Below are 14,559 nucleotides of genomic sequence, written 5' to 3'. Positions count from 1 at the left end.
ACCTATGGTTCCTTTGTGCAGCCTGTTTGTCTTGTAGCTGGGTTACTTTTCTGTTTTTGCTTATTTCCCGTAGTTGCTCATTCCCAACCTAATAAAGCCGCTGCTGATTATCTGGCTGAATTGCAACAGCAAGCCAAGCAAAAAAACCTGGGCCGTGAACGTGTCTGGCACCTCCTTTTAAAGTACGACAAGAAACCCTTCGGTGGCACGATCAGTGAAGCCGATGGAATGGAGTTTTTCAATTCCCCGCAAGGGAAAACTGATCCAGAAGCAGAGCTACTAGCGACCCTCACCAGCTTCTTTGTTCCACTATCCGAGATTAAAGAAGGCAAAGAGCATCCGCAGTGTAACTTTCCCGCCCGATTCAAATGGTTGAATCAGCAATTAGCATTCGACCTCCACCGTCTGGAAATCCAAGCCTGTGATCGACTCGACCGCTGGGTAAAAACATTAGATCCAGTCGGGGCAACATTAGTATTTGCATCTTATTTCATGAACAATCCTGCCTCCATGTTTGGGCATACTCTGCTACGCATTGATAGCCGGAGAGCGGGGAGTGGCAATAATTTAATGAACTACGGAGCAAACTATGCTGCGGTTCCAGATACAGACAATGCGTTTCTATATGCGTTGAAGGGTTTAATAGGCTCGTTCCAGGGCCGCTTCGCAATTTTTCCTTATTACACCAAGGTGCAGGAATACAACAATTGGGAAAGCCGGGATCTTTGGGAGTATGAGCTCAAATTTACCGAAGATCAGTTGAACACGATGGTTCTGCACTTATGGGAATTAGGCGGAACATATTTTGATTATTATTATTTTCAGGAAAATTGCTCATACCATGTGCTTTCCCTGTTGGAGGTTGCCAATCCGAATCTGCGATTAAAAGACTCATTTTTTTTCAGCGTGATCCCGACTGATACGGTAAAAATCGTAATGGCGCAGGAAGGGCTGGTAAAGGAGGCCGTGTACCGACCCGCAGTGCTCAGCCAGATGAATCATAAGCGACTTAAGATGGTTGATGATGAGAAGCGGTTACTACAAAGTATGGTTAAAGGGGAACTCTCACTGGAAAGCAATACCTTCAGAGGTCTTTCCACCCGATCACAAGCACTTGTGTTGAATGCTTATATGGACTATTCACAGTATCAAAGCATGCAGGAAACGAGCGATAAAGAAATAAAAATTCCGCGTTCTGTTTTGTTAGCGCGAAGCCGCCTGCAAGCTGACGATGATGGGCTAGGAGGCATCACGCGCTTTTCGAGCCGTCCGGAGCATGGTCACGGTACCGACCGCTTTCTTTTAGGGATAGGACATAATGCCCGTGAGCCTTTCCTGGAATTTGCTTATCGCCCGGCTTACCACGATCTAATGGCCAGAGATGTTGGATATGATAAAAACTCGGAAATCATTTTTATGGACTTCAAGCTCCGCTACTACTTGGAGTCCCAGCGAGTAAGGTTGGATCAGGCAAAGCTCCTCTCGATCACGTCGCTCAATCCCTACGATTCCTTATTCGCCAAATCTTCCTGGCGTGTAGACGTGGGGATCGACACGCTTAGAGATCGCAACTGTAACTATTGCAATTCCTTCAAAGCCACGTATGGGAGAGGTATTTCCTATCGGCCGGATTTTTTTTCACCCTTGCTGTTATATTCCTTTGTTGATCTAAAAGCAGAGTTTTCCGGTGACTTAAAACAATATTCTCGTGTGGGTGGCGATGCTGAAGTCGGCGCGTACTACGATATAACTGAAAATTTAAGAATCAAACTTGCCGGCAGTTACCAGGTTTTTGTCGTGGGTGAAAGTAAGCGTTTTTTCACTTCTCATTTTATAACCCGCTATGCCCTATCTCAGGATCTTGATATGCGACTGGAATTGAATCGCTACGATCATAACAACGAAGGAATTTTCTCAGTCAATTATTTCTTTTAGACTGCTGAGACCACCCCCCGGTTAAAAGTTAGCTACTACCGTCAACCGGAAAATGCGGGGTGCGCCTGGCAGAATGTTATTGTTATTGTTCGCGGAGGCAATGTAATCAACGTTGGCTATATTTTCGATATTCGCCTGCACGCGCAAGACCTTGTTGAGCCTGACGAACATTGCCGCATCCATCCGTGTAAAGCCCGGCAGGAGCACAGTATTGTCGAGCGCAGCGTACATGCTGCTGCGATGCACGACACCCAGGCCCAATCCCAAAAAGGGAGTAAGGTCATAGCGATTCCACATGGACACAGTATGCTTGGGGACTTGCGCCACGACCGCACCAGCATTCGCCCCGGTTATTGCGCGAGTAATTTCGGCATCCGTATACGCATATCCCCCCATGACGCTCCATTGCGGGGTGATGCGCCCCATCAAACCGATTTCGGCGCCTCTGACACGCTGGCCGTCGACCAGCATGGTTCGGGTGGGATCGTTGGGAACGGGCGCGATAACATTGCTGCGATCCAGTTGATACAGCGCCGCGGAAAGTGAGAGATCAGGTCGGATATCCCACTTGGCGCCGAGTTCCAGATTCATAAAGCTTTCCGGTTTAAGCGCGGCATTAGTTAGGGATAACGAACTAAGCTGATCGCCCGCGCGCGGCACGTAGGCCAAGCTGTAGTTTCCGTAAATCGAAACCGGTTCGATGGGTTTATAGATCAATCCTACACGTGGCGAGACCAATCCGTCATTGGTATGGAATCGTTGCCCGTTACGGTTGTTGACGAAATTCACGTCGAAGTTATCGTAGCGTAAGCCTAAAACGGCTTTGACCTGGGGAAGGAGCGTAATCTGATCCTGTGCGTATAGTCCCACTACTTCAACGACACCATGGTTATTGGCATCGGTTGCATTCTGCCGGAAGGTGACCGGAACCAGGGTAGTGGGATTAAAGAAAGGCACGTCCACGCTGGTGGCGGTATTGTTGAAAAAGCCGGTATCACGGAAATTGTCTGTAACCTGGCGGCCATATTCCACGCCCGTCATGAACTCATGCTTTATGCCCCACGTGTTCAAGGTGTACAAAAAGTCTGTCTGGTTGAAAATATTGTCCCGCTGGGTCGCATTGTTATAGGCTTGAATATTTACTGTTCCGGAAGCATCCTGGGCCGTGGCCATCCCGTTGGCAAATATGTTCTGGTAGAACTTATCGTAGTTGGCGTAGCGAGTGCGATTGCGGAAGGTAAGATTGTTGTCGAACGTATGCTGAATAAGCGAATTCAGCGCCCAGACGTCAACATGTGTCGGGCTATTTGGCGCATTGCCGAAAAATGTTGACCGGTCGATATCGGCGGGGCGGCCCGACCCCACGACACCTGCCCTGGTTCCAAAAGAAGGTATCCCCCGGTCCGCCGTGCGGTTGTCGGTAAAATACTCGCCGCTTAAAACAATCTTGGTCTGAGCGGTGGGCTTGATGGTTAGGGTAGGATTGACACCGCCTCGCTCCAGCTCCACACCGTTACGGAAGCTGTTGGAATGTTCATACATGGCATTGAGGCGAAAAGCGGCCACTTCGTTTATGGCCCGGCCGACGTCAACCGCTATTCGCTTATGGCTGAAAGACCCATACTGTGCCGAAACTTCATTTACGGGTGTCCAGCCGGCTTCCTTGGTCACCCGATTGATCACGCCGCCCGCGCCGCCCCGGCCGAAAATCATGCCGTTAGAGCCCTTCAGGACTTCAACCCGGTCTATATTATAGAGGTCGCGAAAATACTGGGCGTCATCGCGCAGCCCATCGACAAAGAAATCTCCCGTTGAATTGTTACCGCGGAAAATCACCGCATCGCGATTGCCCTCCCCCTGCGAAACGCCCACCCCGGGCACATAACGCACCACATCCCCCATATTCTGCATGGTCTGATCTTTGATCAGATCCTGCGTCACAACGGTTATGGATTGCGGTACGTCACGTAGGGGGGTATCGGTCCTGGTCGCACTGAAACTTTTCGTGGCCATATATCCATCTGTCGGGCCAGTTACGCTGCTCGCGGATACTTTTATTGGGGTCAGCATGGCGGGTGGATCGCCCGCCGTAACACTTGCGCTATCAGCCGCTACAACAGCGGATTTCTTCACGATGTATCCGTTAGCCTGCGGTATGGCTTCCAGCCCGCTTCCCGCCAATAACTTATTTAACCCGGCCTGAACAGTGAAATGGCCTTTTAATGCTTGCGCTATCTTTCCTTTGACCTCCTCAGCATCGAAGGAGAGATCAATGCCCGCCCGAGTCGCAAAAAGATTGAGTGCCTCTTCCAGATCCCTTGCAGAGATGTCGTACGCCTGAACAGCCTTCCCGGCAGAGAGATTTGACTCGGCAGCAACACTACGAGGGGGAGCAAAAGCAGTACTTAATCCCAAGCAGATCAGTGTTGCGTGCAATGCTGTATTGGATAAATTACGACGACGTTTGCGCTTGGCTTGAGTGGCTGCGTACGTGTTTCTATTGAGTTTCATAACCCATGTTCCTCTGACAAGACAGAATGAAAACTGGCTGGCTTGCCCAAGGGGGGCTGGCGGGCTAATGAACCGCTGATATAAGGAAACTCAGCGGCAAGGGATAAAATAAGCGATACAATTACAGGGTTTTCAGATGACCATATAGTTTTTTCTTATTTTTTAGATGGGCCGGTCATCCTCATTCTGGTAACAAGTAACAAACTGTTTGAGATGCCGAAACAGGTCAACGGGTATATAACTTTTTAGTGTAGTGAATGAGAACCATTCGCATTATATTTTAGCGGTTGCCGAAAAGCAATAATAAGCGAACGAAATAATAGCCAGCGTTCCACCTTATCCACATAAAAATAGCGGCAATATCCGTCAGCCGCTAGCTTATGGAAATTCAACCTCTACCTGTCACGCTTTGGCAAGCTTCCCTCTACTGGTTAAAGCTGGGTTTTATTAGTTTTGGCGGGCCTGCCGGCCAGATCGCCATCATGCATCGCGATCTGGTTGAGCAAAAGCGCTGGATTTCTGAAAAGCGCTTTCTTCATGCGCTCAATTTCTGCATGGTGTTGCCAGGCCCGGAAGCTCAGCAGTTGGCAACTTATATCGGCTGGCTCATGCACCGTACCTATGGCGGGCTTATTGCTGGCGGCCTATTCGTACTGCCGTCCTTTTTCATCCTGGTGGGGCTGACGTGGATATATTTGACATACGGCAATGTCCCGGCGGTAGCCGGGTTACTGTATGGCATAAAACCGGCAATTGTCGCCATCGTGCTGTTTGCCGCATATCGTATCGGGTCCAGGACACTAAAAAACAGGGCGCTCTGGGCGATTTCAGCAGCCGCCTTCCTCGCTGTGGCTGTCTTGCATATCCCCTTTCCGCTCATCATTCTGGCAGCCGGCCTGATCGGATATTCCGGCAGTCGCGTCGCGCCCCATTATTTTAGGACGGACGAGGCGCATGCAACTGCCGATGGACAGTCCGGAGGCGCTCTACTTGGAGATTTCACTCCCGTGCCCTCTCATGCCTTGTTTAGCTGGACAAGGTTATCGCAAGTGGCCGCTGCAGGGCTGCTTATGTGGCTCTCTGCGATGGGAATCCTATTCGGTCTTTACGGATGGGATGGCACTTTTACCCAAATGGGCTGGTTTTTTACAAAAGCCGCGCTACTGACGTTCGGCGGTGCTTATGCGGTCCTGCCCTATGTTTATCAGGGGGCGGTAGAGCATTATCTCTGGCTTACACCCGCGCAAATGATCGATGGCCTGGCGCTGGGCGAGACAACCCCCGGTCCATTGATCATGGTGGTCACTTTCGTGGGTTTTGTCGGAGGATGGGTAACACAGGTATTTGGGGTGGAGGCCAAGTTCATTTCAGCTTTGGCCGGGGCGGCCATCGTTACTTTTTTTACCTTCCTGCCAAGCTTCATCTTCATTTTTATGGGCGGACCATTCGTGGAAACCACGCATGGCAAACTTGCGTTCACTGTGCCATTAAAAGCGATAACCGCTGCCGTGGTGGGTGTCATCTTTAACCTCGCCCTGTTCTTTGCTTATCACGTATTCTGGCCGCGCGGTTTGAATGGAGATATTGATTCGTTCTCCATCGGGCTTGTGATGGCGTCGATTATTGTCATATTCCGATTCAACGTTGGCATGATTCCGGTCATTATCTCTTGCGGCATCCTTGGCATGACATGGCGGCTGCTCGCTTAATGTTATCGCTGTGGCTCATGCAGGATAAATGCTTGGGGATACTTCCAATGAGATTGTTGCGATTTCACGACAGAAATAAATTATTCTAATCAACTGCTTATATTTAGATGAGTAAATTACTGATGAGTTGAGAGCCACATCTGCTATGTGCATGACTCCACCTGTTCCTTAATAACTCCTTGTTATTGCAGAGAATATTTAGCTGTTCCAAGCTTGGCACGATAAATGCTTGTCATTGCAATGCTGCGCTCTCTTCTGGAAGTAATATTTATGGGAGATACAGCATGTCGCAATGGTTGATCTTGTTTTCCAACAGGAAAACAGCTTATTTTATAGGAGAAAAATAGGAAATGAATAGCTTGTCTAAGTTGATTATCACGGCCTTGGCCTTTGGGGGGTCCATCTCTACCGCATCCGCTGCAGGCGTCGTCACCGACATTACAGCAAGCGTGGGGAGATTGGGATTGGACGTTCACGGTGACACTACCGCTTCCAATGTACTGAATCTTTCCAAAACCTTAAATAGTCTGGACCCTGTCACGCCAGTTGTTACGGTTGGTCATACTGATGGGGGTTCCAACTACGCCGTAACTGAGAACAGCATCAACCTCCCCGGTCAGGAATGGACCAACCTTCACCTCCCTATTAAGGAACCAACAATCGGAGTTCAGGGAAACGTATCTGCCAGCCACAACCAGTCAACGCTGACAGATATCACGCTCGATTCTTCGATCGGTTCACGTAATATTGACTTTACCGGAGCATTGACGGCTAGCGCTGCACCCGCCGCAACCTTTAACCTGAGCCTGGACGATGCCGGCTTTCGTAATGCCAGCGCCGTTACCCTGAAACAAGTGCCGGCCATTCCCGAACCGGAAACTTACGCGATGCTGCTGGCAGGGCTTGGTTTAATGGGCTTTATCGTAAAACGCAGGAGCAAATCGACTGTTTAATTAGTTTGGTGCTTAGCGGTATCCCCTCCCACCTCAACTGGGAGGGAACTCTCCCATTTTTTCTAAATGCGCTGTGTTTTAAATGTTTTGACTTCTTGGCGTGCTTATTGATAGGCTCATAACCGAATCTGCAACGCAAGCCCATTCTCTGATTAGTCTATCGACTGATCAGCTTGGATACGTTATCATTATCATGTCATTGGGGAGTAGCCGCTCTTTGCACAAAGAGGCTTGCGTCAACATACTTGACCGTTCGGTCATGGCGTAAGCAGTCCCTTAGCTTGGCAAGACCTTTGACCACATCGCTTCCGCATTGGCCGGGGAAGTAATGTGGTCATCGTCTTCGACCGGCCTTGGAACTCTTAATGGAAGCTCTCTTTATCTCGACTGGGGTGATTGCGCTCGCTGAAATTGGGGACAAGACCCAACTCCTCGCGTTTATCCTTGCAGCAAGATTCAAGAAACCCATTCCGATCATCGCGGGCATCCTATGCGCCACGTTGGTGAACCACGGTCTCGCGGGTGCTTTGGGGGCATGGATTGTATCAGTTGTAAGCCCGGAAATTCTGCGGTGGGTGTTGGGGTTGTCATTCATCGGAATGGCAATCTGGACAATAATTCCCGACAAAATCGAGGAAGAGGAAACCCAGGTTGCCAAGAAGTTCGGGGTATTTGGGGCCACGCTAATCACGTTTTTCCTGGCTGAAATGGGTGACAAGACCCAGATCGCGACTGTTGCAATGGCTGCGCACTACGCCAGCCCCTTACTGGTGGTGATCGGAACGACCTTGGGCATGCTCCTGGCTGACGTACCGGCTGTATTCGTCGGTGACAGGCTGGCCTCAAAGATCCCCATGAAGCTGGTGCATACGATTGCTGCAGGAATCTTCGCAGTCATGGGCGCGCTCACCTTGTTCAAGATTGATGCTCTGTTTAAGTAGAACAATCTGTCACCGGGCCAAACAAATAACAATCGCCTGAGTGGAGCAACGCCAGCTACGACGTGGTTGTTAGGTGGGTCATCAACGAGGCTTTAGATCAAGTGAGTTTACATTTATCGCTATCAGTAGCGGGAATAAAGCCTTATCCATTTTCTGTTGAAACTTCTTGCATCATATTGAGTACCGGATATATCCGCGCGCCAATGCAGAGTTTCACTCTTAGCACTCAAACAATACCCGGAACAAGAACCATTTTGGCCCCTTAATACGTTAACAATAATAATTATGGAAGTAATAGACTTTCAGCGCACCTCAAATGAAGGGTATCGCTTTTAAGCGCACTTCTCCCGATAGGTCAGCAAAGTTTCCCCGACTTGTCACTTACCCTGCACTTACCACTCATATAACAGGCGAGGTTCGAATCGCCTGCAGGTTCGAATCGCCTGCAATGTACTACCGATGTACTACTATTAATAAATTAATAATTACTGTTCTGTTCATTAATTACAATGATTCTTGTTATCTTTAACCATAACTGGAAAACAAACCTTTTTTATTCGCACTCGTCACATTGATGCAACAATATCGTGTCAACGTTTCGGTTGTTCATTTTCAGCCACCATGAATCCGTCCCACAAGATTATTGAAGCCCTTCCAATCCGGTACGGCAAAAAAGATGCTTATGCCGAGCTGTTGCTTGAGCTGGTAACACTTCAGCAGGAGCTACTGACTCTTGAGATCGACTCTGCCGAAATAATAGAAAAAGTAGACGCACGCCATCGAGCCAGCGCGGCTAACTTGATTCACTATCTTGGCTTGCGACGGCACGACGTGCGCCCCTTGCAGGAAAAATTGGCAGCGGCCGGTCTATCGTCCATGGGACGCGCCGAATCTCATGTCCTGAGCAATCTGCGCGCGATTATCGTACTGTTGCAGCGCGCCCTCGGGCGACAGCCCCCGCAAATGGCCCCTTCCGTGATCGACTCTTCCATACCGGGCTCTGCTCTACTGGAAACCAATACCAATAATCTGCTCGGCAAATCAGTGTCACCCAGACACGTGCGTATCATGGTTACATTGCCGGGCAGTGCCGCAGATGACTATGCATTGGTCAAGGAAATGCTACTCCAAGGCATGGATTGCGCACGCATCAATTGTGCACATGACGATGAGGCCGTGTGGAGGCGCTTGATCAAGCAAATCAAGCGCGCGCGACGCGAAACGGGACGCCGCTGCCGTATCCTTATGGATCTGGCTGGCCCGAAGTTGCGTACCGGTCAGATCGCGCCCGGACCGGCCGTTCTCAAGTGGCAGCCACAGCGCGACGTTTATGGAAAGGTGACAGCACCCGCCCGTATCTGGATATATCCAGAGGATGATCCCACGCCCTGCCCCGAGCCCACGCATGCACAGCTGCCCGTCAAAGGAAACTGGCTGAAACAAGTCACCGGGCAGGACAGGATCGAATTCAGCGATGCCCGAGGAGCATTGCGCAGTCTGCGGCTGGTGGAACAAGCCGGGACTGGTTACTGGGCTGAGTCTACGCAAACCAGTTATATCAAACCCGGCCTGAAGCTCTACCTGTTGCGGAATGCGCGCGGCACAGGCTATGCCGGCGAGGTAGGCGCGCTCCCTGCGACAACGGCAACGATCAGGCTGCACCGTGGGGACACCTTGATTTTGACCCGCAAGGCTGTCTCCGGCCATCCCGCCCGGTTCGATAAAGAAGGCCATCTGTTGCAACCCGCCAGTATTGCCTGCTCATTACCCGAAATTTTCGCTGCCGTTCGCCCCGGCGAACGCATCCTGTTTGACGATGGCCGCATAGGTGGCCTGATTCGTGATATCCACGCCGATAAAATTCTGGTTGAAATCACCCAGGCGCGGGACGGCGGAGAAAAATTACTGGCGGACAAGGGTATCAATCTGCCAGACAGCCAGCTTGATCTGGAAGGATTGACGGCCTCAGATATAAAGAATCTCGAATTCATCGTCCGCCATGCGGACATGGTTGGGCTTTCCTTTGTGCGGAAACCCGCTGATATAGAGCTGTTGCAGTATCACCTGGAGGGGCTTGAGGCAGCCAGGCTCGGCATTGTGATCAAGGTGGAAACACGAGTTGCTTTTGAGGGATTGCCGGAACTGATACTTGCGCTGCTCCGCTCCCCGGTGGTCGGGGTCATGATCGCCCGCGGCGATTTAGCCGTAGAGTGCGGTTATGAGAGACTGGCGGAATTGCAGGAAGAAATTCTGTGGCTGACTGAGGCCGCGCATCTTCCGGTCATTTGGGCTACTCAGGTACTGGAAGGATTGACCAAGACCGGCAGACCGAGCCGGGCCGAGGTCAGCGATGCGGCAATGAGCGAGCGAGCAGAATGCGTCATGCTCAACAAGGGACCCCACATCATCCAGGCTATCCAGATGCTCGATAGTATTCTGCAACGCATGCAGGGACATCAGCAGAAAAAGCGTGCACTGTTGCGCCGTCTGCACTGGTAACGAAAATGGCGATAAAACATACCGCAAGGCGAGATTCGACACCGTGGATAGGCAGAATTTATGCTGGGTTTCTTCCTCGTCTTCACCGTTCTGGCAAGAACCAGCCAGGAACGGTGGTCGACTCTCCCGTTCTAAAATCACTTGCATTCAAGTTTAACGGAGGATTTTTTCGCCCCCCCAATGGAGGATCTGCCGGCCCGCTTGAGAACCGTGAAATCCTATCGTCTCCACCAGCGGAACATTTCCCGTCCAATGCAGGAGGGTAAAGGATAAAGATCGATCCGATAGGTATTGACACGGCGAGGCTGCGCTTGCCGGCAGCGGCTCCACGGGATGCATTGTGCGGAAGACCTTGCTCACCAGGAACGCCTCGCCGATGAACGTTTCAGACTGGCCCTCGCCATATATCTCCGGGCATAGTTCAGCCAGCGGCGCAAATACTATTCACGCCACTCGCCGTGCCTGTCCACTCTGTTGACTGAATAACGCAATCATCTCGCGGTTGAACGCGGGAATATCATCGGGCGAACGGCTTGATACCAGATTACCATCCACCACGGTCTCCTGATCCACCCATTCAGCACCCGCATTTTTGAGATCGGTCTTGAGTGAAGGCCAGGAGGCGATCCGCCGACCCCGCGCTACCCCGGCCTCAATGATAGTCCAGGGACCATGGCAAATGACCGCTACCGGCTTGCCTGCATCAAAGAAACCCTTCACCCATTCCACGCACTTGGGCTGCATCCGCAGCTTATCGGGATTCATCACACCGCCCGGCAGCAACAGCGCGTCGAAGTCCTGCATATTCGCCTGGTCGAGCACGTTATCGACCGGAAATTCGCTGCCCCAGTCCGTAAAGTCCCAGCTGCGGACCGTATCGCTCTTGGGCGACACGATATGGGTCTCGGCGCCAGCATTGTCCAGAGCCTTGCGCGGCTCAACCAGTTCAATCTGCTCGAAGCCATCCGTAACCAGGATGGCAACCTTCAGTCGTTTTAGGGTTTCATCAGCCATATTCATTCTCCTTTCGATAGTTTCGGGTATATGGAAAAATGCTTACGCATGAGCAAGCTGCTTTTATGCGGCTTTCTTCAAGCTGCCATATGGGTTGATAACAAATGTCTGCGGCGAGCCTCATCGAAAAGCCGGTATGCCTTAGACGCTCGGTGTTATTAAATCCTCGGTATTATTAGACATCGGTGCGTAACCGCACCAACCGAGTACGATCGAGCCTTAAACTAATGTAAATTACGCAGAGGCTAGCCACCGCCTTGATTCGCTAAGCTAATGTTGTCGAGACCATTGATCATCACATAGGGAACAAGCGTTAAAGGAACAAGTGGCTGGACGGACTGGCCCGCCGGCGGATGTGGCGCTCAATCAGGTCTTGAGTCACGAATACGGACGGAGGCGGAGGGGATAAAGCCGGGCGATAAAGGATCGGCGGCACCATCAAGAGGAATTACAGATCAACCGGATACTGCGGCAGCCCCGGAACGAAGCCGCCTAGCACAGCGCCGCGCCCGCCCGCAATGTCGGCTATGGTAACCATAGCCGCTATGACACCACCCTATGAGTATCGCGACGGGCAAAAGTGATCTGGTGTAGCGGTATGAGCTCGGGCAGGCATTAGCGCCACCTGTCATCCACGCACGGTTTCGCCTCCTCGCCCCGTTCTTGGGCAAGCGTTGGATAGTCGGTGTAGCCTTTGACACCGCCGCCGTAATAAGTAGAGGCATCATCGGCATTGAGATGCGCGCGCCGGCGAAACCGTTCCGGCAGGTCCGGGTTAGCGAGGAATTTGCGCCCGAAGGCGATCAGATCCGCCTTGCCCTGCTTAAGCCACGCCTCCGCAGTGTCCTGGTCGAATCCACCGGCTGCGATGAGCGGTCCGTGGTATTTTTCACGAATCAACTGGAGCATGCGCGATGTCGCGAGGTCGGGTTCGATCCCTTTCCCGATCGCCGCCGCGGCCGGGTTCACGATATGCAGGTAGGCAAGCCCGTACTCATTGAGCTTTTCGGCAAGGTAGCCGAAGGTTATCTCCGGCTCGTCGTCGCCGATGTCATTAAAAATGCCTAGCGGCGACAACCGCACTCCGATGCGATTTGGACCCCAGACTTCGCACACCGCCTCGGTCACTTCCGTCAGCAACCGCGCCCGGTTCTCAATCGGGCCGCCGTACTGGTCTGTGCGCCGGTTGGTCCGCGAGCAGATAAATTGATCGGGCAGATACCCGTTGGCCGCGTGCACCTCGACGCCGTCGAAGCCGGCTTCCAGCGCGTTTCTTGCTCCGCGTGCGTATTGCTGGACAACGTAGTGCATCTCCTCGGTCTGCAGGGCGCGTGGTGTCACGAATGGCACCAGTGCGCCCTCGCCTTTCTCGTTCTCGATGAACGCTTCGCCCGCGGGCCTGATGGCCGAAGGTGCGACCGGGATCATGCCGTCCGGCTGCAGCGACGGATGGGATATTCGCCCGACATGCCAGAGCTGCATGAAGATCAGGCCGCCGGCGCCATGCACCGCGCCGGTGACCAGTCGCCAGCCCTCGACCTGATCGTGGCTGTGAATACCCGGGGTCCAGGCATACCCTTGACCTTGTTGCGATACTTGCGTCGCCTCGCTGATGATCAGTGCGGCCGAGGCCCGCTGTGCATAGTAGCTTGCGTTGAGAGCGGTTGGGACATTGCCCGGCTGGCGGGCTCGAGAACGCGTGAGCGGCGCCATGACGATGCGATGCGGCAGGTTGTAGCGCCCCAGCCCGACAGGCTGAAACAGCCGTTCCGTCCCCGTCCGCCGCACCTCGGCAATAGGGATATTCGCGCTGGATATGGACATAACCTTCTCCGCCTAATGTAGGTCGATCAGCCGGGAAACCGGATCATTTCGCTTCCCGCCACTTCGCTTTCAAGCAGATCGCTTCGCTTTCAAGCAAATCATTTCTCGTTTTGTACATGCTGGCCCACCATCAATTCCGCTGTCCTGAGTTCACTGTCTTTACCTACTCGCCTATGGCGCGCCGGAAGCCTGATTCAGGTGATTTCAAAAGATAGTATCCGTCTGGACGTAAAGTCCACTCGTGGAAATCGGATTAGGCCCCATAAATCATATCCTTTTAAAAAGAAATGAAAAGCTCATCGATATAGCACCACTTCCAGTTTTCGCCGGGCTCAAACGATCTGATAATTGGATGAGACGTAGTGTGATAATGCTTGGTGGCATGCTTGTTCTTCGATGAGTCACAGCAGCCGACATGCCCGCAAATGAGGCACAGGCGCAAATGAACCCAGCTATCGCCCGTTTTCAGACAATCCTCACAACCCACCGCGCTCGGTGTCACTTGCCGGATCTGATTCAGATGGGTACACGTCTTTTCCATATTTGATCTCCAAACGCTGAAGACGCGCTAGTTTCATGATGGGTTGCGCTTCGCTCCATCATCCTACCGAAAATCGTGCTGGGCGCTGTTGGGCGCTCTAGGTAGGAAATGTAAGCATTATTTATTAGACCCTCGTCATATTAGACCATCAGTGCGTAACCGCACCAACTGAGCAAGTTCTAGTTTTTAAACTGCCGTAATTGGGTGGAGGTAGCCACCGCTTTGATTCGACAAGATAATGTTGTCGAGACCGGTTATATTGACGGGAGGCGCGCGGCCAGCGCAGCTGGCGACGCTGTGAATATGATGCGCAATCAGGCGTGGTAATAAGCCTGTCATTTCTCTTTCTTATACTTGCTCTCGATGGAACATCGCTGCGAATTGACTCTGACTTAACCGGAGTATGTTCAGCCAACTGATCGCTAATGCCCATTTCTAATATGGATATGAAAATTAAATAAATACGGAAACGACTTTAACGTCTAATCTGATTAATAGACAGAAACTTTTTTGGGTTTGAAATATCGTCGAGTATGCGTTTCTTCTCCTCGCTTTCTGCCGAGCATCTCCAGCGTTACTTCCGGATCATTCAGGAAGGGATAGCGGTGCGGCGTCATTTTGATCTGTTGAGA

9 protein-coding genes and 1 riboswitch are annotated in these 14,559 nt (G+C 51.8%); of the genes, 5 read left to right on the top strand and 4 right to left on the bottom strand.

Going from position 1 to position 14,559, the window contains the following annotated elements; translation table 11 throughout:
* The first annotated feature begins 15 nt into the window (after window positions 1–15).
* Window positions 16–1,935, top strand: coding sequence for an Lnb N-terminal periplasmic domain-containing protein (locus BMX00_RS12735; RefSeq protein WP_245728065.1), 1,920 nt, complete (start codon window positions 16–18; stop codon window positions 1,933–1,935).
* A gap of 21 nt (window positions 1,936–1,956) precedes the next feature.
* Here BMX00_RS12735 and BMX00_RS12730 read toward each other — a convergent pair whose 3' ends face one another.
* A complete protein-coding gene (locus BMX00_RS12730) occupies window positions 1,957–4,446 on the bottom strand; it encodes a TonB-dependent siderophore receptor (protein WP_245728064.1) in 2,490 nt (829 codons plus the stop codon).
* A gap of 380 nt (window positions 4,447–4,826) precedes the next feature.
* On the opposite strand from BMX00_RS12730, the gene chrA reads away from it, so the two are divergent.
* The 4 genes from chrA to BMX00_RS12710 all read left to right on the top strand — a co-directional run bounded on the left by chrA (window position 4,827) and on the right by BMX00_RS12710 (window position 10,548).
* Entirely contained in the window at window positions 4,827–6,155 is a 1,329-nt protein-coding gene (chrA, locus tag BMX00_RS12725) for a chromate efflux transporter (protein ID WP_090829404.1), read from the top strand.
* A gap of 350 nt (window positions 6,156–6,505) precedes the next feature.
* Window positions 6,506–7,108 (top strand): PEP-CTERM sorting domain-containing protein, encoded by a 603-nt coding sequence (locus BMX00_RS12720; protein ID WP_090829403.1) that lies wholly within the window; start codon window positions 6,506–6,508, stop codon window positions 7,106–7,108.
* Between the two features lie 189 nt (window positions 7,109–7,297).
* Window positions 7,298–7,470: riboswitch (yybP-ykoY riboswitch) on the top strand.
* A gap of 3 nt (window positions 7,471–7,473) precedes the next feature.
* Window positions 7,474–8,049, top strand: a complete 576-nt coding sequence (locus tag BMX00_RS12715) for a TMEM165/GDT1 family protein (RefSeq protein ID WP_090829402.1) — start codon at window positions 7,474–7,476, stop codon at window positions 8,047–8,049.
* A 621-nt stretch (window positions 8,050–8,670) separates the two neighbouring features.
* Window positions 8,671–10,548, top strand: coding sequence for a pyruvate kinase (locus tag BMX00_RS12710; protein ID WP_090829401.1), 1,878 nt, complete (start codon window positions 8,671–8,673; stop codon window positions 10,546–10,548).
* A 444-nt stretch (window positions 10,549–10,992) separates the two neighbouring features.
* Here the strand turns inward: BMX00_RS12710 and BMX00_RS12705 are convergent, their stop codons facing one another.
* The 3 genes from BMX00_RS12705 to BMX00_RS12695 all read right to left on the bottom strand — a co-directional run bounded on the left by BMX00_RS12705 (window position 10,993) and on the right by BMX00_RS12695 (window position 13,927).
* Complete coding sequence (locus BMX00_RS12705; protein WP_090829400.1) at window positions 10,993–11,562, bottom strand: type 1 glutamine amidotransferase domain-containing protein; 570 nt, start codon at window positions 11,560–11,562, stop codon at window positions 10,993–10,995.
* 615 nt (window positions 11,563–12,177) lie between these two features.
* Window positions 12,178–13,386 (bottom strand): alkene reductase, encoded by a 1,209-nt coding sequence (locus tag BMX00_RS12700; RefSeq protein WP_090829399.1) that lies wholly within the window; start codon window positions 13,384–13,386, stop codon window positions 12,178–12,180.
* A 277-nt stretch (window positions 13,387–13,663) separates the two neighbouring features.
* Window positions 13,664–13,927: a ubiquitin carboxyl-terminal hydrolase 14 gene (locus BMX00_RS12695; RefSeq protein ID WP_090829398.1), complete on the bottom strand. Its 264-nt coding sequence runs from the start codon at window positions 13,925–13,927 to the stop codon at window positions 13,664–13,666.
* Between the last annotated feature and the right edge of the window lie 632 nt (window positions 13,928–14,559).

This window comes from Nitrosovibrio tenuis (genome assembly GCF_900109785.1).
Classification (GTDB): domain Bacteria; phylum Pseudomonadota; class Gammaproteobacteria; order Burkholderiales; family Nitrosomonadaceae; genus Nitrosospira; species Nitrosospira tenuis_A.
This window is presented reverse-complemented; position numbering and strand designations above follow the sequence as displayed.